Below are 19,891 nucleotides of genomic sequence, written 5' to 3'. Positions count from 1 at the left end.
ACGACTGTCTTTGCCGCGCCAGCGGCGAAGACGACGCCTTTGAGGGCGCCGAGTGACATCGCGGCTCAGGGCACTGGGGGAGTGGGCGACAGCCCGCTCAGGCCCGACGGGACCCTGAAGGTGAAGGGGGAGTTCGCCTACTCCTCCGACCTGTGGGTCGAGGGCATGTTGTGGGGCGCGACCCTGCGCAGCCCGCACCCCAGGGCGCGCATCGTCTCCATCGACACCGCCCCCGCGCTCGCCCATCCGGGCGTGCACGCCGTACTCACCCACGAGGACGTGCCCGGGGTCAAGCACTACGGCCACGACCTCACCTGGGACCAGCCGGTCCTCGCCATCGGCGAGGTCCGCCACCAGGGCGAGCCCATCGCCCTGGTCGCCGCCGACCACCCGGAGATCGCCCGCCGCGCGCTGGACCTCATCGCGATCGAGTGGGAGATCCTCGAACCCCTCACCGACGCCCGGCGCGCCGCGTTCGACCCCACCTACCCGCAGGTGCAGCAGCGCCCCAACCCGGCCCGCCACCAGCCCGTACGGCTCGGCGACGTCGAGGCCGGCAAGGCGCTGGCCGAGGTCGTGGTCACCGGCACCTACGAGGTCGGCATCCAGGACCAGGCCTTCCTCGGCCCGGAGTCCGGCCTGGCCATCCCGGCCGAGGACGGCGGCCTCGACCTGTACGTCGCCACCCAGTGGATCCACAACGACCTCAAGCAGATCGGCCCCTGCCTCGGCCTCGAAGAGGACCGGATCCGCATGACCCTGTCCGGCGTCGGCGGCGCGTTCGGCGGCCGCGAGGACCTGTCGATGGAGATCCACGCCGGGATGCTCGCCCTGCACACCGGCAAGCCCATCAAGATGGTCTACAACCGGTACGAGTCGTTCTTCGGCCACGTGCACCGCCACCCGGCCGAGATGAGCTACGAGTACGGCGCCACCCGCGACGGCAAGATCGTCTACGCCGAGGTGGAGATCCTCCTGGACGGCGGCGCCTACACCTCGGCGACGTTGAACGTCGTCGGCAACGCCGCCTCGCTCGGCGTCGGCCCGTACGAGATCCCCAACGTCGCGATCGACGCGTACGGCGTCTACACCAACAACCCGCCGTGCGGCGCGATGCGCGGCTTCGGCGCGGTGCAGGCGTGCTTCGCCTACGAGTCGATGATGGACAAGCTCGGCGAGGCCTGCGGGATCGACCCGGTGACGATCCGCCAGATCAACGCGGCCAAGCAGGGCTCGGAACTGGCCACGGGGCAGATCCTGTGGGCGCCGAACCCGCTCAAGGAGATGCTGCAGCAGGCCCGCGAGCTGCCGATGCCGCCATCGCTTGATGTGTCCGACATCAGGAACCTGCCGGGTGGCGCATCCCAGACCACGCACGGCGAGGGCGTACGGCGGGGCGTCGGCTACGGCGTCGGCCTCAAGAACATCTGCTTCTCCGAGGGCTTCGACGACTACTCGACCGCCAAGGTCCGCCTGGAGGTCATCGGCGGAGCGGCCACGGTCCTCGTGCACTCCGCCGCCGCCGAGGTCGGCCAGGGGCTGGTGACCATCGAAGCCCAGATCGCTCGCACCGAGCTGGGAGTCGAGCGGGTCGTCATCCACCCGGCGGACAACGCGGTCGGGGAGGCGGGCTCGTCGTCGGCCTCGCGCCAGACGTACATGACCGGCGGCGCGATCAAGACGGCCTGCGAAGCCGTACGGGAGCGGGTCTTCTCGCTCGTGGCGTCGCACCTCGGACGGACATTGGACGATTTGTCGCTCGTCGGGGGGAAAGTCGTCTCGGAAAGCGAGGGCGTACTGCTCTCCATCGAGGACGCTCTCGGTGACGACGTCATCGAGGAGACCCGCGAGTACCACCACCACCCCACCACCGGGATGGACAAGGTCACCGGCAGGGGCGACTCGCACACCCAGTTCGGCCTCTGCGTGCACCGGGCGGTCGTCGACGTCGACGTCGAGCTCGGCCTGGTGAAGGTGGTCGAGCTCGCCGCCGTCCAGGACGTCGGTAGGATCATGAACCGGCTCGCGCTGGAGGGCCAGATCCACGGCGGCACCGCACAGGGGCTCGGCCTGGCGGTGATGGAGGAGATCGTGGTCAAGGACGGCAAGGTGCGCAATCCCTCGTTCACCGACTACCTCATCCCCACGATCCTCGACATGCCGCCCATGCGGCTGGAGATCCTCGAGCACGCCGATCCGCGCGCCCCATACGGGCTGCGTGGAGCCGGAGAGCCACCCACGCTCTCCTCCACCCCCGCCATCGTCGCGGCCATCCGCGACGCCACGGGTCTGGCACTGAACAGGGTGCCGGTACGGCCGGAACACATCACCGGCTGAGTTGACCAACAGGGGCAGCCCGCACCCCCCTCTTGCGCGGGACAGACTCCACAACTCGCCAGCGGCGCCACGCCGCAGGTCGACCATGCCCTGAGGAGGGCCCCGACCATGACCCAACTGCAGACCAAACCCCCCACCGGCGCGCTGGACCGGTTCTTCGACCTGACCGGCCGAGGCACCACGGTGGGCAGGGAGGTGCGCGGCGGCATCACCACCTTCGTGGCCGTCGCGTACGTCATCCTGCTCGTGCCGATCATCCTCGGCGGCGCCAAGGACGTCACGGGTGCGACGCTCAGCATCCCGCAGCTCACCACCGCCGTCGCGCTGTCGGCCGCCATCACCACGATCCTCATGGGGCTGGTGGGCAACGCGCCGTTCGCACTGGCCTCAGGGCTCGGCATCGCCCCCGTCGTCGCCTTCCAGGCGGCGCCGCACATGACGTGGGACCAGGCGATGGGCCTGGTCGTGCTGGAGGGCGTGGTGATCGTGATCTTCGCGCTCACCGGCATCCGCCAGCTCATCATGGACGCCATCCCCACCCCGCTGAAGCACGCCATCGGCGTCGGCATCGGCATGTTCATCGCGCTGATCGGCCTGGTGGACGCCGGGTTCGTCGGGAAGGGCGCGGGCACGCCCGTCACCCTGGGCGAGGGCGGGCACCTGGTCGGGTGGCCGATGGTGGTGTTCGGTTTCGGGTTGCTGCTGACGTTCGCGTTGTTCGTCCGCAAGGTGCCCGGGGCCATCCTGATCGGCATCGTGGCCTCCACGATCCTGGCGATCGTGGTCAACGCGCTCGTGTCGGGGATCAAGTGGCCGGGCGTGGTCACGCCGAAGATGCCCGACCAGCTCGTCGCGACGCCTGACTTCAGCTCGCTGCTGAACGTCGACCTGTTCGGCGGGTTCGGTACGGCCGGCGTCCTGACGGCCACGGTGGTGCTCTTCACGCTGGTGCTGTCGGGCTTCTTCGACGCCATGGGCACCATCCTGGGCGTGGGCGAGGAGGCTGACATGGCCGACTCCGAGGGTCGTATCAAGGGCGTCGGCAAGATCCTCACGATCGACGGCTTCGGCGCGATCATCGGCGGCGCCACGGGTGGGTCGGCGAACACCATCGTGGTCGAGTCGGCCGCCGGGGTTGGGGAGGGCGCTCGCACCGGCCTCGCCAGCCTGGTGACCGGCGTGCTGTTCGGTGGTGCCATGTTCCTGACCCCGCTCGCCGCCGTGGTTCCCGCCCAGGCGGCGGCACCGGCGCTCGTGCTGGTGGGGGCGTTGATGATGACGGTGGCCAGGAAGATCGAGTGGGACGACCTGGAGCTGGCGATCCCCGCCTTCCTGACGGTCGCCCTGATGCCTTTCACGTACTCGATCACCAACGGCGTGGGCGCGGGCATCATCGCGTACACGGTCATCAAGGCGGCGCGTGGGCGCTTCGACCAGATCCACTGGCTGCTGTGGGTGATCAGCGCCATCTTCGTGGCGTATTTCGGCATCGGCTTCATCGAAGGCCTGATCGCCTGACCGAGCGGTGCAGAGTGTAGGCCTCACGGGGAGCGGTCCTCCTGGGGACGCACCGCAAGCGGGTGCGCCCCTGCAGGGGCGCACTCCAAGCGCCGGGTGGGCGAGCGGTGCGGTGCCCGTCCCTTCGGGGCTGCTCTCCGAGCGCCGGGTCGGCGAGGAGTGGTACGGCGGAGTTCGGCGCAAGGTGGACGGCGGCAAGGAGGAGACGACAGTGCGGGAACTCGTGGAAGACCTGCGGGCATGGCTGGCCGACGGCACGCCGTTCGCGGTGGCGACAGTCATCGACGTCAGCGGCAGCGCCCCCAGGCAACCAGGCGCCGCCCTGGCCGTCTCCAAAGACGGCACCGCCATCGGCAGCATCTCCGGCGGCTGCGTCGAGGGCGCCGTCTACGAGCTCTGCCTCCAGGCCATCGAGGACGGCGAGCCGATCAGGCAACGGTTCGGCTACAGCGACGACGACGCCTTCGCCGTGGGTCTCACCTGCGGCGGCGTCATCGAGGTCCTCGTCTGGCCCTCGGGGGACCCCGCCCTGGAAGCACACCTGCGTGCCGTACACGAAAACGAGCCCGTCGCCCTCGTCAGAGCGACGACCGGAGACGGGGCGATCGCCGTCTGGCCCGATCGCCACGTGGGCAGCGTCCAAGGCGACCTCGACACCACCGCGATCGCCGAAGCCAGAGCCATGCTCGATGCAGGAACCACCGCCCTGCGCGACCTCTGCAGCGGTGACACCAGGGTCGAGGTGTTCGTCGAGACCCACACCCCACCCCCCAGGATGATCGTGTTCGGCGCGATCGACTTCGCCGCCGCCCTCACCAGGGCAGGCAAGTTCCTCGGCTACCACGTCACCGTCTGCGACGCACGCCCGGTCTTCGCCACCAAGCGCCGCTTCCCCGACGCCGACGACGTGGTCGTGGAATGGCCGCACCGCTACCTGGAGAGCACCCAGGTGGACGCACGCACGGTGATCGCGGTGCTCACCCACGACGCCAAGTTCGACGTCCCCCTCCTGGAGGTGGCGCTCCGCACCGAGGCCGCCTACGTGGGCGCGATGGGCTCCCGCCGTACCCACGACGACCGCATGCGCAGGCTGACCGAGGCAGGCCTCACCCCCGAGGAGCTGTCCAGGCTGCGTTCCCCGATCGGCCTCGACCTGGGCGCGCGTACGCCGGAGGAGACCGCCCTGTCCATCACCGCCGAGCTGGTGGCCCTGCGCAGGGGCGGCACCTGCCTTCCTCTGACCACCACCTCGGGCCCCATCCACACCCCGGTACGGCTGAGCGCCTAGGATCACCGGCGTGCTGATTTCCCCAGAAACCACCTTCGACCAGGACGAGATCTTCAAGCTGTACTCCTCGGTCGGCTGGCGCGACTGGGCGAACGACGTCCCCAAGGTCCTGCGCGCCCTGGCGAACTCGCACGTCGTCATCACCGCCCGCGACGAGTCAGGCGCCCTGCTCGGCCTGGCCAGGACGGTGTCCGACGACGAGCTGATCTGCTACGTCCAGGAACTGCTGGTCGACGTCGAACACCAGGGGAAGGGCGTCGGCGGGAAGCTCCTGGAGCACCTCAAGGAGCGCTACGCGCACTGCCGCCACTTCATCCTCACCACCGACCACGAGTCCACTCCGGAGGGAAGGCTGAACCACGCCTTCTACCGCAAGCACGGCATGATCGAACACCACGAGCAAGGCCTGTCGGCCTTCGGCCTGAAGTACGGCTAGAAAGGCTGAAGTACGGCTAGGCCGACAGCTCGCGCTCCAGCGGCGTGCGGAACCGCGGGGTGACCCGCACCCCGTCCAGCCACCCGGCCAGCCCGGCAACCTCGGACGCGATCGCCGCCGAGGCCTCCGCCCCCACGTCGACGAGCAGCCGCGTCACCACCTCCCCGCCGGGCCGCTGCGCCCACCCGCCGACCACCTCGCCGTTCCACCAGACCGTCGGCCCCACGTTCCCCGACCGGTCGAACAGCAGCGCGCGCAAGGAAGCGGGCAGGTACCAGTCGCGCCCCTGCCACCCCATCGGCGTCGGGTCGAGCGCGGGCAGCAGCGCCGCCCACGGCCGCGCCTCGGACGCGGGTTCCACGTCCGAGGGCAGCACGTAGCCGACGCCCTCCTCCAGCCGCACCCGCACGGCCGACACGGCGGCCAGCGCCTTGCGCACGTCGCCGAGCGTCCACCCGGTCCACCACTTGAGGTCCGCCTCGGTGCCTGGACCGAACGCGCCCAGCCACTGCCGCACGAGCTCCGCCTGCGCCGCCCGCACGTCCAGGTGCTCGACGCCGGGCGAGGCGGCCCACTGGTGCTGCCCGCTGATCCACGTGCCGCCTGGACGGCCGTGCCGGACGATCTGCCCCTGCATCCCCATGAGGTAGAGCACCCGGGAGCCGACGCTCTGCGTGGTCTCGTAGGCCGTGCCGGCGCCGTAGACGAACTGCTGGCGCAGCCTGGGCACCGCCTCGGCGAGCTGCGTCGCCGTCGCCATCTCCCGCTCGGCCAGCGCGGCGAGGAGGAGCAGCTCGGTCTCGGCGAGCCAGTCCTCGGTCATGCCCGTCTGCTTGAGCAGGTTCTTGCGTTCCTTGACGGCGATGGACAGCGCGCTCGAATGGTGCAGGACGGGCACCAGGGCGCGCGGCACCACGAAGACGGTGCGCCGCATGCCGGTCATCCGTACGAGCGTCCTGTCCTCGTACAACGCCCGCTCGACCGGCCCCGGTCCCGGCGCGGACAGGCGCGCGCCGGCCGACAGGAACACGGTCGCCGGATCGGTGCCGTGCAGCGCCACCACCGCGGCTGCAGCCTCCTGCGCCGTGTCCGCGCGCTTGGCCAGGGCGTGCCGTACACCCAGCCTGGAACGTCGTTCGCGGGTCGTGATCAGCCGTCCATCCGTCACAGGGCGAGCCTAGACGAACGCACAACAGGAGCGAGATCGACGGCGGGCAGCTTCGGAGTTCTTGCCGCTAGACCGGTGAACGACGCGTTGTGTGTACTGAATGTCACCAAAGCCACCAGGTACCGCGCTGCCGGCGACCGGCAGACCTACGGGCCCCCCGACGTTCTGGGAGAAGCCTGCGATGGCCCTGATGTTCCTCAATGGCGGCGCGATGCGCGGCGAACCGTTGCACCACCTGCTCGACGGGGCGCCGTTCGTCGCCGAGACCACGACCGCGCCGAAGTACCGCTTCTACTCCGTCGGCGACCAGTGCCCGGCGCTCCAGCCCGTCGCCCACGGCGGCGCCGAGATCGCCGGCGAGCTGTTCGACGTCGACATGGACGTCCTGCGCGACAAGGTGCTGCCGTCCGAGCCGCCCGAGCTGGAGCTCGGCGTGATCGAGCTGGCCGACGGCACCTCGTCGCTGGCGATGCTGCTGCGGCGGCCGAACACCTCGCACGTCCAGCTGCTCGACATCACCGAGGACGGCAGCTGGCGGAGATATCGAGAGAGGACCGCATGAGATTCGACGTCAACTGCTCGATCCTGTTCACGGATCTGCCCCTTCTGGAACGGCCGGCGGCCGCGAGGGCGGCCGGGTTCGACGGGGTGGAGTTCTGGTGGCCGTTCGCCGACGCCGTACCCGATGACGGAGAGGTCGACGCGTTCGTCTCCGCCGTCGAGGACGCCGGGGTGCAGCTCGTCGGGCTCAACTTCGTCGACGACATCCCCTCGGGGGGACGCGGCCTGTTCTCCCGCCCCGGCGACGCCGTACGGCTGCGCGACAACCTCGACGTCGCGGTCGGCATCGCGGAGCGGCTCGGCTGCAAGGCGCTGAACGCCCTCTACGGCAACAACGTCGACGGGGTCGAGCAGGACGCGATCGCCCTGGAGAACCTGGCGCTCGCCGCGCGAAAGGCGGCGGCGATCGGCGCGGTCGTGCTGGTCGAGGCGCTCAACAGCTACGAGTCGCCGTCGTACCCGCTGGTCTCCGTCAAGGCGGCCGTGGACGTGATCGAGGGCGTGGGCGAGCCCAACGTGCGGTTCCTGTGCGACCTGTACCACCTGGCGCGCATGGGCGAGGACCTGACGGCTGCGCTGCACCACCCGCTCACCGGGCACGTGCAGATCGCCGACAACCCGGGGCGCGGACGGCCCGGCAGCGGTGAGTTGCCCTTCAAGGAGCTGCTCGAGGGCTACGAGGGCTGGGTGGGCCTGGAGTACAAGGACCCGACGCCCGACTTCCAATGGATCAAGGAGTTTGCAGCGTGAAGATCGGATTTATCGGGCTTGGCATCATGGGCCGCCCCATGGCCGGACATCTGGTGAAAGCGGGCCACGACGTCACCGGCTACGACCTCGCGCCGGTCGACTTCGGCGGCGCCTTCGCCGCCAGCGTGGCGGAAGCCGTAAGGGACGCCGAGGTCGTCATCACGATGCTTCCCGCCGACCCCCAGGTCCTCGCCGTGTTCCCCGAAATTTCGGCACACGCGCCTGCGGACGCCCTGTACATCGACTTCTCCACGATCACCCCGCAGACCTCCCAGCAGGTCGCCTCGCAGTGGAAGCGGGCGCTCGACGCCCCCGTCTCCGGCGGCGAGAAGGGCGCGGTGGACGGCGTGCTGTCCATCATGGTCGGCGGCGCCGCAGAGGACTTCGAGGCGGCAACGCCGATCTTCGAGGCGGTCGGCAGGACCTTCAAGCTGGTCGGCGGCCCCGGAGCGGGACAGTACGTCAAGGCGGCCAACCAGCTCGTCGTCGGCGGCACCTACGCGCTGGTCGCCGAGGCCATCGTGATGATGGAGGCGGCGGGCGTGGACGCCAAGGCCGGGCTCGACGTGCTCGCCGGCGGCCTGGCCGCCAGCCGCATCCTCGAGATCAAGCGGGACTCGATGCTGGCCAGGGACTTCACCCCCGGCTTCCGCATCGACCTGCACCACAAGGACATGGGCATCATCCTCGACGCCGCACGCGGCGCCGAGGTGGCCATCCCCATGGGCGCGCTGACGGCGCAGCTCATCGCGTCGGCCAGGGCCCAGGGGTACGGCTCGCTGGACCACTCGGCGCTGCTCAAGGTGATCGAAGGGTTGTCGCGATGAAGATGCCAGCAATGAACGCCGTCGTCCACGTCCTGAAGGACGAGGGCGTCGATGTCGCCTTCGGCTGCCCGGGAGCGGCGATCCTGCCCCTCTACAAGTCGATGGAGGAGCTCGGCGGCATCGAGCACCTCATCGTCAGGCACGAGGAGGGCGCCACCCACATGGCCGACGGCTGGGCGCGCACCAACGGCCGCGTCGGCGTCGCCATCGGCACCAGCGGCCCGGCCGGGACCAACATGATCACCGGTCTCTACACCGCGCTCGCCGACTCGATCCCGATCATCTGCATCACCGGCCAGGCCGTCTCCACCAAGCTGCACCAGGAGGCGTTCCAGGCGGTCGACATCGTGGAGATCGCCAAGCCGGTCACCAAGTGGGCCGTGCAGATCAAGGAGGCGGCGCAGGCGCCGTGGATCTTCCGCGAGGCGTTCCGCGTCGCCCGCTCCGGCCGTCCGGGCCCGGTGCTGATCGACATCCCGGTCGACGTGGCCAAGCAGCTCATCGAGTACGACCCCGCGATCGACGCCGCTCTGCCGATCGCCGCGGTCGAGCCGCACCTGCCGCGCGTGGAGAAGGCGCTCGACCTGCTGCTGGCGGCCGAGCGGCCGCTGCTGCTGTCCGGCGGCGGCGTCATCATCGCCGAGGCCTCAGCCGAGCTGCGCGAGCTGGCCGAGCTGCTCCAGGTGCCGGTGCAGGTCACGCTCATGGGCAAGGGCTCCATCGACGAGGACCACCCGCTGTTCTCCGGCATGACGGGCATCCAGACGTCCCAGCGGTACGGCAACGCCTCGTTCCTGGAGTCGGACCTGGTGCTCGCCCTGGGCGCTCGGTTCGGCGACCGGCACACCGGCACGCTGGACGTCTACCGCGGCACGCGGCAGTTCATCCACGTGGACATCGAGCCGACGCAGCTCGGCAAGGTCTTCGAGCCCGACCTGGGCATCGTGTCCGACGTCAAGCTGTTCCTCCGCGCGATCCTCGACCTCGCCAAGCGGCGCGGCGTCAGCCGTACCCCCTCGTCATGGGTCGATCGGGTGCGGGAACTCAAGCGGACCCTCACGCGCCGCGAGGACTACGACGACATCCCGGTCAAGGCGCCCCGCGTCTACAAGGAGATCAACGAGTTCTTCGACGAGGACACCTACTTCGTCACCGCCATCGGGCTCTACCAGATCTGGGGCGGGCAGCACCAGAAGGCCGGGAAGCCGCGCCGCTACCAGGTGTGCGGTCAGGCCGGGCCGCTGGGCTGGGAGATCCCGGCCGCGATCGGCGTCAAGAAGGCCTCGCCGTCCTCGCAGGTCGTGGGGGTCGTCGGCGACTACGGCTTCCAGTACCTCGTGGAGGAGCTGGCCGTGGCGGCGCAGTACAACGTGCCGTTCGTGCTCATCATGCTCAACAACGAGTACCTCGGGCTCATCCGGCAGGCCTCGATCGGCTACGACGAGATGAACTACCAGGTCAACATCCACTACGACGAGTTCGGCACCGACAACGTCAAGATCATGGAGGCGTACGGCTGCGCCGGGCGCCGCGTGTTCGACCCGGCCGAGATCCACGACGCTCTGGAGTGGGCCTCCAAGGAGTCGGCGCGCATCTCCAGGCCCGTGCTCGTGGAGATCATGATCGAGCGGGAGGCCAACACCCCGCACGGCGTCTCCATCGACGCGGTCCGCGAGTTCGAGCCCGTCCCCTAGGGGTTCGGTGGGGTGGGATAAGGAACTGCTGTGATGATGAGGGACGCCGTCCTGCCCGCTCGCACCGGGCAGGACGGCGTGTCCGACCATTGTCCATCAGCTTGTGGGAGTTCGTGGTGAGTCAGCATGTCCTGGTTGCGCCGGACAAGTTCAAGGGTTCTCTGACCGCGGCCGAGGTTGCGGCCAGGGTGACGGCCGGGCTGGGGGTTCCGACGGTGGAGCTGCCCGTGGCCGACGGCGGTGACGGGACCGTGGACGCCGTCGTGGCCTGTGGCTTCGAGCGGGTCACTCTTGAGGTGACCGGGCCCACCGGGGTTCAGGTCGAGGCGTCCTACGCCCGTCAGGGTGACACCGCCGTCGTGGAACTCGCCGAGGCCTCCGGGCTGAGGCGGCTGCCCGGTGGGCTGGAGCCGCTCACCTCCACCAGCTTCGGCACCGGCGAGCTGATCGCCGACGCCGTGCGCAAGGGGGCCCGCAGGGTCGTGCTCGGTCTGGGCGGCAGCGCCTGCACCGACGGGGGAGCGGGCATGGCCCAGGCCCTCGGCGCGCGCTTCCTCGCCGAGGACGGATCCGAACTCCCCCCGGGCGGCGCGGCTCTCAAGGACCTGGCCCGCATCGACACCAGCGGGTTCCTCGACGTCGAAGGCGTGGAGTTCGTCGTCGCCAGCGACGTCGACAACCCCCTCCTCGGCCCGCACGGTGCCGCAGCGGTGTACGGCCCGCAGAAGGGAGCGACCCCCGACGACGTCCAGGTGCTCGAGAAGGCGCTGTCGCGGCTCGCCGCCGTGGCCAGCCGTACCCACGGGCTCATGGGCGCCGTCGAGCACGACGACCGCCCGCGCCCGATGGGCGTCGCGGGAGCGCCCGGCGCGGGCGCTGCCGGGGGAGTGGGCTTCGCCGCGCTCGCCTTCCTGCACGCCGACATCCAGCCCGGCATCGAGTACCTCCTCGACCTGCTCGGCTTCGGCGACCACGTCACCGGAGCGCGCCTCGTCATCACCGGCGAGGGCTCGCTGGACGAGCAGTCGCTGCGCGGCAAGGCCCCCGTCGGCGTCGCCCAGGCGGCGGCCAAGGCCGGTGTGCCGGTGATCGCCGTCTGCGGCAGGCGCACCCTGTCCGACGAGGAGCTCGGGGCGGCGGGCATCGAGGCCGCCTACGCGCTCACCGACCTCGAACCCGACCCAGCCGTCTGCATGGCGGAGGCAGGCCCGCTCCTGGAGCGCCTGGCCGCCCGCATCGCGGCAGAACGCCTCCAGGGAGAGTGACCATGTACGACCTCGTCGTCCGTTCGCGGCGCGCCGTCACCCCGGAGGGGGAGCAGGCGGCGGCGGTAGCCGTACAGGACGGGAAGATCGCGGCCCTGCACCCCTACGAGGCCTCCGTCGAGGCGGCGGAGACCGTGGACCTCGGCGAGGTCGCGCTGCTGCCCGGCCTGGTCGACACGCACGTGCACGTCAACGAGCCGGGACGGACCCACTGGGAGGGCTTCGCCTCGGCGACCCGCGCGGCAGCGGCCGGGGGCGTGACCACGATCGTGGACATGCCGCTCAACTCCCTCCCCCCGACGGTCGGCGTCGCCGCCCTCGACGCCAAGCTCGAAGCGGCCGCCGGGCAGTGCTTCGTCGACGTCGGCTTCTGGGGCGGCGCCATCCCCGGCAACGTCAAGGACCTGCGCCCCCTCCACGACCGCGGCGTGCTCGGCTTCAAGTGTTTCCTCTCGCCGTCCGGCGTCGAGGAGTTCCCTGAGCTCACCACCGCCGAGGTGCGCGAGGCGCTCAGGGAGATCGCCGCCTTCGACGGCCTCATGGTCGTCCACGCGGAGGACCCCGGCCTCCTCGACAACCCCAGCGGCCCGACCTATCCGGAATTCTTGGCATCTCGTCCTGGCGCCTCGGAACGCCGCGCCGTCGAGACCGTCATCGGGCTGGCCCGCGAGACCGGCGCACGGGTGCACATCCTGCACGTCTCCAGCGCCGACTGCCTCGAACCCCTCGAAGCCGCCAGGCGGGACGGCGTCCGCATCACCGCGGAGACCTGCCCGCACTACCTCACCCTCGCCGCCGAGCAGATCCCCGACGGGCAGACCGCCTTCAAGTGCTGCCCGCCCATCCGCGACGAGGCCAACCGCGACCGGCTCTGGGAGGGTCTGGCCGCCGGGGTGCTCGACTGCGTCGTCTCCGACCACTCGCCCTCGACCGCCGACCTCAAGGTGCCGTCGTTCGCCGAGGCGTGGGGCGGGATCGCCTCACTGCAGCTCGGACTGAGCGCCATCTGGACCGAGGCGTCGGCGCGCGGGCGCTCGCTGGCCGACGTGGTCCGCTGGATGTCCGCTGCACCCGCCGCATTGGCGGATATTTCCGGAAAGGGTGCGCTGAAGCCGGGCAATGACGCGGATCTGGTGGCCTTCGCCACCGACGCCGCCAACCCCGTCGACGCGGGGCGCCTGCACCACAAGAACCCCGTGACGCCCTACGACGGCCGCACCCTCAGGGGCGCGGTCACCACCACCTGGCTGCGGGGGCGCGAGATCGACGTGACGGCTCAGCCGTACGGACACTTCCTGTTTGGAGACCACTGAATGACCGCTTTCACCGCCCTGCCCGACCTCGCGCTGCGCACCCTCGGCGGCTCCGTGATCGCCGCCAACGACGAGTCCTTCGCCGAGCGCGAGGCGCTCATCCGGCCGGGCAGGCCCGCGTTCCAGGCGCACACGTTCGGCAACAAGGGGCAGGTCTACGACGGCTGGGAGACCAGGCGGCGGCGCGAACCCGGGCACGACTGGGCGATCGTGCGGCTGGGCCTGCCCGGCATCGTGCGGGGCATCGTGATCGACACGGCCTGGTTCAAGGGCAACTACCCGCCGCACGCCTCCGTCGAGGCCTGCGCGGTGGAGGGGTACCCGTCTTTGGCGGAGCTGGAGAGCGCCGAGTGGCACGAGCTGGTGCCCAGGAGCGACATCACGGGTGATGCCGAGCATTTCTTCGAGGTGTCCGACGAGCGCCGCTACACCCACGTGCGCCTGAACATGATCCCCGACGGCGGGATCGCCAGGCTCCGGGTGCACGGCGAGGTCGTCCCCGACCTCAAGCTGTACGAGGGGCTGTCGCTCGACCTGGCCGCCCTGGAGAACGGCGCCCTGGTGACCGCGTGCTCCAACGAGTTCTACTCCTCGCCCAACAACGCCATCTCACCAGGGCTGGCCCGCCACCAGGCGGAGGGCTGGGAGACCGCGCGCCGGCGCGACGACGGCAACGACTGGCTGGTGGTACGGCTGGCCGGGGCGGGCGTCATCCGGCTGGCCGAGATCGACACCACGAACCTCATCTTCAACGCCCCGGGCGCCGTCTCCCTGGAAGGATCGACGGACGGCGAGACCTGGTCGGGTCTGCTCCCCAGGACCCGCCTGCAACCCGACGCCAACCACCGCTTCCGCCTGGAGCAGTCCACGCCGGTGAGCTACGTCAGGGTGAACATCTACCCCGACGGCGGCCTAGCCAGAATCCGCCTCCACGGCCACCTGGCCTGACGGCCGGACGAAGTCGGCGGCCGACAGATACACCCCAGTGGCCCGCCCAGCCAGCTCCAGCGCCGCCGCGACGGGCTCCTCCACCCGCTCATCCCGGTCGAGACCCAGCTCCAGAACGGCGGCTTCGAGCGGATCCGGCTCGACGCCCTCGCGACAGGAGTAGGCGAACACGCTGAACGCACTTACCAACCGCCCGTCCACGGCGTAGGTGAAGTCGTCGTGCTTGACGTCGAAGAACACCGTCGCCATGGCGGTGCCGACGGACAGCGGGCCGTTGAAGGCTGGGGGCCACTCGGTCTCCAGCACCGACCCGCCACGTGCCGCGTAGACCGCGCACGGCGCGTTGCCCGCCCTGCGTAGCACCTCGTCGGGGGCGAGGCCGCTGAGGAAGGTCAGACACAGGTAGGTGCCTTCCTCAGCGTCACTGCGCTGCGCAGCGAGCCAGCTGTACGTCAGTGCCAGAGGACGACTTCCGAGCCTGCCGGGCGCTCCGAGTTGGCGGCGGGCCGTTGGAAGCGGACCATGCCCGAGTTGAGCAGCTTGCGGACCTTCACCTTGAACCCCGCCGCCTCCAGCTCCGCCTTGGCGTCCGAGACCGACTTGCCGACCTCGCCGGGCACGATGCGGTTGTCCGCCTGGTCGTTGGCCTGCGTGTCGTCGCCGCGGAACCAGTCGTCCCAGGGCATGCCGCACGACGACACCGTCAGCGCCGCCACCGCGCCCTTGTCGACCTCCGCCTTCGCGCGCGGGTTCTGCGCGATCACCGTGCACGGCTCCGCGTCGTCGGCCACCTCGTTGACCTGCACCTGGAAACCCTGCTCGCCCAGATAAGCGGCCGCCTCGTCCTTAGGCATCCCGCCGACGTCGGGCATCACCATCCCGGCGCTGACGAACAGCCCGACGCTGGAGCCCTCCTTGACCCGCTCGCCCACGTTCGGGTTGGTGCGGATCGCGTGGTCGCGCTCCACGTCAGGGCTGGCGATCCTGCTCACCTTGCCGACGCTCAGCCCCGCTTCGCCGATCGCGGCCCTGGCGTCCGCCTCGCTCAGGCCCTCGACCTTGGGTACGGTCACCCGCTTGGCCCCCAGCGACGGCACGATGGTGATCGTCCGCCCCTCCTCCACCTCCGACTTGCCGGCCGGATCGGTGGACAGCACGAGCCCCTTGGGCACCTTCTCGTCGTAGCGCCCCTCCGCCAGCCGTACGGTCAGCCCGTGCGAGATGGCGGACTCCTTGGCGATGGAGACGTCCTGCCCCACCAGCTCGGGAACGATCACGTACTTGGCCTGCGAGAAGAACCACCAGGTGAGCCCCACCGCGACGACCATCACGGCCGACAACGCCACCAGGAACCAGTGCGGGCGGAACTTCTTGAGCGAAGAGGGCGAAGGGGGCGACGGCGGCGCTGTGTGGAGGTCGGCGCGCGGCTGGATCAGCGTGTGGGTGGGCGCCACCGGCGCCTGCGACGGGTGCGAGACGGGCGGCACCGTCAGGCGCGGCAACATCCGGTGCGCGTCGACCGCGGCCACCAGCATCGCGCTGGCGTCCTGGAACCGGTCGAACGGGTCGCGCGCCGTGGCCTGCGCGACCAGCGTGTCGATCAGCGGCGGCACCTCGGGCACCACAGAAGACGGCGCGGGCACGGTGTCGTGCACGTGCCGGTAGGCCACCGACATCGGCGTCTCGCCGTCGTAGGGCTGCTGCCCGGTGACCAGTTCGAACAGCATGATGCCCGCCGCGTAGACGTCGCTGCGGACGTCCGCGCCGCCCGTTGTGACCTGCTCGGGCGACATGTAGCCGATCGTGCCGATCATCACGCCGGTACGCGTCTGGTTGGTCGCCTCGATCGCCCTGGCCAGGCCGAAGTCGACGACCTTGACCCGGCCGTCGTCGGTCAGCAGGACGTTCTCCGGCTTCATGTCGCGGTGGACCATGCCCGCCTGGTGGGCCGCGCCGAGCGCGGCCAGCACCGGGATCATGACCTCAAGCGCCTCGCGCGCGGGCAGCCTGCCGCGCTCGCGCAGCACGTCGCGCAGCGTCTTGCCGGGCACGTACTCCATCGACAGGTAGACGATGTCGTTGTCGGTGCCCTGGTCGAAGACGTGCACCACGTTGGGGTGCGACAGGCTCGCCACCGACTTGGCCTCGCCGATGAACCGGCGCACGAACGCCGGGTCCTCGGCCAGCGAGCGGTGCATCACCTTCAACGCGACCGTACGATCGAGCCGGATGTCGAGCGCCAGGTAGACGGTCGCCATGCCGCCCCGGGCGATCCGGGACTCGACGCGATAGCGCCCGTCGAGGAGCCGCCCGACGAGGGGGTCCGCAGTCGTCGTGTCCACGGCCCGAGTTTACGGGCGTTTTGCCACTGGCAGGGCCGGACTATCCGAAACCGATGCCGACCTGTTCCTGTTGGAACGCGTCAAGGGGTTGTGGGGGACGACGCCTCGGCGTAACGGCGGCGGGGGATGCGTCCAGCCGCCCGCGCCATGCGTCCGGCCTGGACCGCTGCGGCCATCGCCGCGGCCATCAGCGACGGCTGCTGCGCCCTGGTCACGGCAGTGGCGAGGAGTACGGCGTCGCAGCCGAGCTCCATCGCCAGCGCCGCGTCGCTCGCCGTGCCGATGCCCGCGTCGAGGATCACCGGCACCCCAGCCGCCTCGACGATGAGCTCGATGTTGTGCGGGTTGCGGATGCCGAGCCCCGAGCCGATCGGCGCGCCGAGCGGCATGACGGCCGCGCAGCCCGCCTGCTCCAGCCTGCGCGCCAGCGCCGGGTCGTCGCCGATGTAGGGCAGCACCACGAACCCGTCGGCCACCAGCCGCTCCGCCGCGTCGAACGTCTCGATCGGGTCGGGCAGCAGCGTGCGCTCGTCGTTGATGACCTCGAGCTTGACCCAGTTGGTGCCGAGCGCCTCCCTGGCCAGCTTCGCCGTGAGCACGGCCTCGCCCGCGGTGAAGCAGCCCGCCGTGTTCGGCAGCACCTTGATGCCACGATTTTTCAGCACATCGAGCACGGAACCGGGCGCCGACGGGTCGAGCCGCCGCATCGCCACGGTGGTCAGCTCGGTGCCAGAGGCGACCAGTGCCTGGTCGAGCACCTCCAGCGAGGGTGCGCCGCCGGTGCCCATGATGAGCCGCGAGGAGAACCGCTCGCCCGCGATGATCAGCTCATCCACCCTGCACCGCCGTGAGCACCTCGACGCGGTCGCTGTCGGCCAGCGCGGTGCTCTCCCACGTGCCGCGGGTCACCACCTCGTCGTTCACCGCGACGGCCACCCCGGTGGTGGCCGTCGTCAGCGCGCGTACGGCCTGCGCCACGGTCGTGCCGTCGGGCAGCTCGTGCGCCGCCCCGTTGATCATCACATTCATGCATATCTCCCCGGCGAGCAGAGCTCTGCCAGCTCGCCCTCTTCACCCGCGACCAGCGCGGCGGTCAGCGGGGCCAGCAGGACGCCGCCCCTGTGGTGTCCCGTGGCCAGCGTCAGGCCCTGCCAGGGGCCGATCAGCGGCACGTTGTCCGGCGTGCTCGGGCGCAGCCCGGCCACCACGTCGGCGAGCTCCAGCTCGGTGACGCCGGGCACCAGTTCCCTGGCGTCCCTGAGCAGCTCGTACACGCCTCCGGCCGTCACCCTGGTGTCGAAGCCCAGCTCCTCCTGGGTGGCGCCGACGACCAGCTCGCCGTCGCCGCGCGGCACGAGGTAGACGGACGCGCCGTGCACGGTGCCCCTGACGCAGCGGGTGAGCAGGGGGGTGGGGGAGTGGAGGCGCATGATCTGCCCCTTGACCGGGCGCACGGGGACGCCCGCCAGCTCGCCGCTCCACACCCCCGCCGCGAGGATCACCCGGTCCGCTTCGAGGACTTCCTGGTACGGCCCGGCCTCACGCGGCGCCAGCCGTACCCCCTTGACGGCCTCGCCCTCGCGCAGGAGCTCGGTCGCGCGCGCCCGGATCACGGGCACCCGCAGCTTTGACAGGGCGGCCAGGAGGGCTGTGGTGACGCGTCTGGGGTCCACCCAGGCGTCCTGGGGCGCCAGGAGGCCGCCGCGCACCGACGGGGCCAGCATGGGCTCCAGGCGGCGGCACTCGCGCCCGGTGAGCCGCTCGACCGGCAGGCCGAGCTTGTCCATGAAGGCGGCCAGCTCGTCCAGCGCCGCCAGATCATCGGTCCCGAACGCCACGTCGAGCGTCCCGTCGACCCGGTAGTCGAGCTCGACCCCCGACTCCGCGAGCAGTTCCGCCGCGAAGGACGGCCAGCGGCGCAGCGACGCGAGCCCCAGCCGGAGCAGAGGCTCCTCCGTGTATGTGACCTCGCTCACCGGAGCCAGCATCCCCGCGGCGGCGTGCGAGGCGCCAGAAGCCGGTGCGGGGTCGACCACGGTGACCGTACGGCCCGCACGGGCGAGCCGCCAGGCGATCGACAGCCCGACGACGCCACCGCCCACGACCAGGTCCATTTCCGCTCCCTTCGCCGGCATGATCCGGATCAGGTGTCTTGCGGTCGAAGGCCCGTGACAGCCTTCCTCTCAGCCCGGTCAGGCCGGACTCCCGCGCGTCTTACGCCCCCAGCCTACCGCTGCGGGAAAGCGCACTTTAGGGTCGTGGGCGTGAATCATGTCGTAGTGGTAGGCGCAGGGCTTGCAGGGGTACGGAGTGTCGAGGCGCTGAGGGGACGCGGGTTCCCCGGCAGGATCACGCTGGTGGGCGAGGAGCGCCACCGGCCCTACGACCGCCCGCCGCTGTCCAAGGCGGTGCTGCTCGGCAAGACCGACCAGTCCTACGTGGACGTCGACCTGGACGCGCTGGAGGTCGACTTCAGGCCTGGCGTCTCGGCCAAGGGCCTGCGCGAGGGCGTGCTGGAGACCACCGAGGGCGAGTTCACCTACGACGGCCTGGTCATCGCGACCGGCGCGGAACCCATCAAGCTGCCGGGCGACGGCATGCAGCACGTGCTGCGCACCATCGACGACGCGCTCACCCTGCGCGCCGTCTTCGTCCGCGGCGCCCGCGTGGCGATCATCGGCGCGGGCTGGATCGGCGCGGAGGTCGCCACGGCCGCCCTGCGCGCCGGATGCCACGTGACCGTCATCGAGGCGGGCTCCGCCCCGCTGGCGCACGCCATCGGCCCCGAGGTCGGCTCCCGCACCGCCGCCTTCTACGAGGGCATCGACCTGCGCCTGGACACCATGGTCGGCTCCGTCGACGAGGGCGGCGTGCAGCTGCTCGACGGCTCGTTCGTCGACGCGGACGTGGTCGTCACCGGCATCGGCGTCCGCCCCACCGTCGAATGGCTCGCCGGATCCGACATCGACCTGCACAACGGCGTCGTCACCGACGAGCACCTGCGCACCTCCCTGCCCGGCGTGCTCGCCGTCGGCGACTGCGCCGCGTGGTGGTCGCGCCGCTACCGGACCCGCCTGCGCGTCGAGCACTGGGACACCGCGCTCAGCGCCCCCGAGATCGCCGCAGCGACCCTGCTCGGCGAGGAGGGCGTCTACGACCCGGTGCCGTACTTCTGGTCGGAGCAGTTCGGGCACATGGTCCAGTACGCGGGACACCACGCGGGAGCCCGCATGATCAACCGCGGCGGGCCCGACGGCAAGTGGTCCGTGTGCTGGCTCACCGACGACGACCGGCTGGCCGCCGTCCTCACCGTCGACCGCCCGCGCGACCTCGTCCAGGGGCGCAGGATCGTCGAGGCGGGACAGCGCCTCGACCCCTCTCGCCTGGTCGATCCCGACGTTCCTCTACGAGACTGTGTTGTTTGAGCAAGCACGGCATGTGGTA

The 19,891-nt window shown here is 70.7% G+C and carries 18 protein-coding genes and 1 riboswitch; of the genes, 12 read left to right on the top strand and 6 right to left on the bottom strand.

What is annotated here, in order from left to right; translation table 11 throughout:
• Nucleotides 1-39: 39 nt before the first annotated feature.
• From ACIBG8_RS17455 to ACIBG8_RS17440, 4 genes are all read left to right on the top strand, one after another.
• Nucleotides 40-2,337, top strand: coding sequence for a xanthine dehydrogenase family protein molybdopterin-binding subunit (locus ACIBG8_RS17455; protein ID WP_397343951.1), 2,298 nt, complete (start codon nucleotides 40-42; stop codon nucleotides 2,335-2,337).
• Nucleotides 2,338-2,445: 108 nt separating this feature from the next.
• A complete protein-coding gene (locus ACIBG8_RS17450; protein ID WP_397343747.1) occupies nucleotides 2,446-3,855 on the top strand; it encodes an NCS2 family permease in 1,410 nt (469 codons plus the stop codon).
• A gap of 211 nt (nucleotides 3,856-4,066) precedes the next feature.
• A complete protein-coding gene (locus tag ACIBG8_RS17445; RefSeq protein ID WP_397343950.1) occupies nucleotides 4,067-5,143 on the top strand; it encodes an XdhC family protein in 1,077 nt (358 codons plus the stop codon).
• A gap of 10 nt (nucleotides 5,144-5,153) precedes the next feature.
• Nucleotides 5,154-5,579: a GNAT family N-acetyltransferase gene (locus tag ACIBG8_RS17440; RefSeq protein WP_397343746.1), complete on the top strand. Its 426-nt coding sequence runs from the start codon at nucleotides 5,154-5,156 to the stop codon at nucleotides 5,577-5,579.
• 16 nt (nucleotides 5,580-5,595) lie between these two features.
• On the opposite strand, the gene ACIBG8_RS17435 is transcribed toward ACIBG8_RS17440, so the two are convergent.
• Nucleotides 5,596-6,747, bottom strand: a complete 1,152-nt coding sequence (locus ACIBG8_RS17435) for a winged helix DNA-binding domain-containing protein (protein ID WP_397343745.1) — start codon at nucleotides 6,745-6,747, stop codon at nucleotides 5,596-5,598.
• Nucleotides 6,748-6,928: 181 nt separating this feature from the next.
• Between ACIBG8_RS17435 and ACIBG8_RS17430 the strand changes: the two genes are divergently transcribed.
• From ACIBG8_RS17430 to alc, 7 genes are all read left to right on the top strand, one after another.
• Nucleotides 6,929-7,309, top strand: coding sequence for a gamma-glutamylcyclotransferase (locus ACIBG8_RS17430; protein WP_397343744.1), 381 nt, complete (start codon nucleotides 6,929-6,931; stop codon nucleotides 7,307-7,309).
• Nucleotides 7,306-8,058 (top strand): hydroxypyruvate isomerase family protein, encoded by a 753-nt coding sequence (locus ACIBG8_RS17425; RefSeq protein WP_397343743.1) that lies wholly within the window; start codon nucleotides 7,306-7,308, stop codon nucleotides 8,056-8,058. The genes ACIBG8_RS17430 and ACIBG8_RS17425 overlap by 4 nt, the downstream gene beginning before the upstream one ends.
• Nucleotides 8,034-8,885 (top strand): NAD(P)-dependent oxidoreductase, encoded by an 852-nt coding sequence (locus tag ACIBG8_RS17420; RefSeq protein ID WP_397343742.1) that lies wholly within the window; start codon nucleotides 8,034-8,036, stop codon nucleotides 8,883-8,885. The genes ACIBG8_RS17425 and ACIBG8_RS17420 overlap by 25 nt, the downstream gene beginning before the upstream one ends.
• Before the next feature lie 2 nt (nucleotides 8,886-8,887).
• Nucleotides 8,888-10,579 (top strand): glyoxylate carboligase, encoded by a 1,692-nt coding sequence (gcl, locus tag ACIBG8_RS17415; protein WP_397343949.1) that lies wholly within the window; start codon nucleotides 8,888-8,890, stop codon nucleotides 10,577-10,579.
• Between the two features lie 113 nt (nucleotides 10,580-10,692).
• Nucleotides 10,693-11,844 carry a glycerate kinase gene (locus ACIBG8_RS17410; RefSeq protein WP_397343741.1) on the top strand — a complete coding sequence of 384 codons (1,152 nt, stop codon included), beginning with the start codon at nucleotides 10,693-10,695 and terminating at the stop codon, nucleotides 11,842-11,844.
• Nucleotides 11,845-11,846: 2 nt separating this feature from the next.
• Nucleotides 11,847-13,157: an allantoinase AllB gene (allB, locus tag ACIBG8_RS17405; protein WP_397343740.1), complete on the top strand. Its 1,311-nt coding sequence runs from the start codon at nucleotides 11,847-11,849 to the stop codon at nucleotides 13,155-13,157.
• A complete protein-coding gene (gene alc / locus ACIBG8_RS17400; protein WP_397343739.1) occupies nucleotides 13,158-14,105 on the top strand; it encodes an allantoicase in 948 nt (315 codons plus the stop codon).
• Here the strand turns inward: alc and ACIBG8_RS17395 are convergent.
• The 5 genes from ACIBG8_RS17395 to thiO form a co-directional block, all read right to left on the bottom strand.
• Nucleotides 14,070-14,468 carry a DUF6461 domain-containing protein gene (locus tag ACIBG8_RS17395; protein ID WP_397343738.1) on the bottom strand — a complete coding sequence of 133 codons (399 nt, stop codon included), beginning with the start codon at nucleotides 14,466-14,468 and terminating at the stop codon, nucleotides 14,070-14,072. The genes alc and ACIBG8_RS17395 overlap by 36 nt on opposite strands.
• A gap of 89 nt (nucleotides 14,469-14,557) precedes the next feature.
• Nucleotides 14,558-16,447: a Stk1 family PASTA domain-containing Ser/Thr kinase gene (pknB, locus tag ACIBG8_RS17390; protein ID WP_397343737.1), complete on the bottom strand. Its 1,890-nt coding sequence runs from the start codon at nucleotides 16,445-16,447 to the stop codon at nucleotides 14,558-14,560.
• Between the two features lie 80 nt (nucleotides 16,448-16,527).
• The gene (locus ACIBG8_RS17385) at nucleotides 16,528-17,283 is read right to left on the bottom strand and encodes a thiazole synthase (RefSeq protein WP_397343736.1); all 756 of its coding nucleotides are present in this window, start codon (nucleotides 17,281-17,283) and stop codon (nucleotides 16,528-16,530) included.
• Nucleotides 17,276-17,476: a sulfur carrier protein ThiS gene (gene thiS, locus ACIBG8_RS17380; RefSeq protein ID WP_397343735.1), complete on the bottom strand. Its 201-nt coding sequence runs from the start codon at nucleotides 17,474-17,476 to the stop codon at nucleotides 17,276-17,278. The genes ACIBG8_RS17385 and thiS overlap by 8 nt, the downstream gene beginning before the upstream one ends.
• Complete coding sequence (gene thiO, locus ACIBG8_RS17375) at nucleotides 17,473-18,561, bottom strand: glycine oxidase ThiO (RefSeq protein ID WP_397343734.1); 1,089 nt, start codon at nucleotides 18,559-18,561, stop codon at nucleotides 17,473-17,475. Before thiO ends, thiS begins: the two co-directional genes overlap by 4 nt.
• Nucleotides 18,551-18,666, bottom strand: a riboswitch (TPP riboswitch). Its footprint overlaps the gene before it by 11 nt.
• Nucleotides 18,667-18,711: 45 nt before the next feature.
• Here thiO and ACIBG8_RS17370 point away from each other — a divergent pair.
• The gene (locus ACIBG8_RS17370; RefSeq protein WP_397343733.1) at nucleotides 18,712-19,872 is read left to right on the top strand and encodes an NAD(P)/FAD-dependent oxidoreductase; all 1,161 of its coding nucleotides are present in this window, start codon (nucleotides 18,712-18,714) and stop codon (nucleotides 19,870-19,872) included.
• Nucleotides 19,873-19,891: the final 19 nt, after the last annotated feature.

It is taken from the genome of Nonomuraea sp. NPDC050556, assembly GCF_044457355.1.
GTDB lineage: Bacteria > Actinomycetota > Actinomycetes > Streptosporangiales > Streptosporangiaceae > Nonomuraea.
This window is presented reverse-complemented; position numbering and strand designations above follow the sequence as displayed.

Bases quoted from the DNA above. Each gene is read 5' to 3' on its own strand.
- ACIBG8_RS17450 (WP_397343747.1), top strand. From the start codon at position 2,446: ATGACCCAACTGCAGACCAAACCCCCCACCGGCGCGCTGGACCGGTTC.
- ACIBG8_RS17430 (WP_397343744.1), top strand. From the start codon at position 6,929: ATGGCCCTGATGTTCCTCAATGGCGGCGCGATGCGCGGCGAACCGTTG.
- ACIBG8_RS17425 (WP_397343743.1), top strand. From the start codon at position 7,306: ATGAGATTCGACGTCAACTGCTCGATCCTGTTCACGGATCTGCCCCTT.
- ACIBG8_RS17420 (WP_397343742.1), top strand. From the start codon at position 8,034: ATGGATCAAGGAGTTTGCAGCGTGAAGATCGGATTTATCGGGCTTGGC.
- gcl (WP_397343949.1), top strand. From the start codon at position 8,888: ATGCCAGCAATGAACGCCGTCGTCCACGTCCTGAAGGACGAGGGCGTC.
- allB (WP_397343740.1), top strand. From the start codon at position 11,847: ATGTACGACCTCGTCGTCCGTTCGCGGCGCGCCGTCACCCCGGAGGGG.
- alc (WP_397343739.1), top strand. From the start codon at position 13,158: ATGACCGCTTTCACCGCCCTGCCCGACCTCGCGCTGCGCACCCTCGGC.
- thiS (WP_397343735.1), bottom strand. From the start codon at position 17,476: ATGAATGTGATGATCAACGGGGCGGCGCACGAGCTGCCCGACGGCACG.
- thiO (WP_397343734.1), bottom strand. From the start codon at position 18,561: ATGGACCTGGTCGTGGGCGGTGGCGTCGTCGGGCTGTCGATCGCCTGG.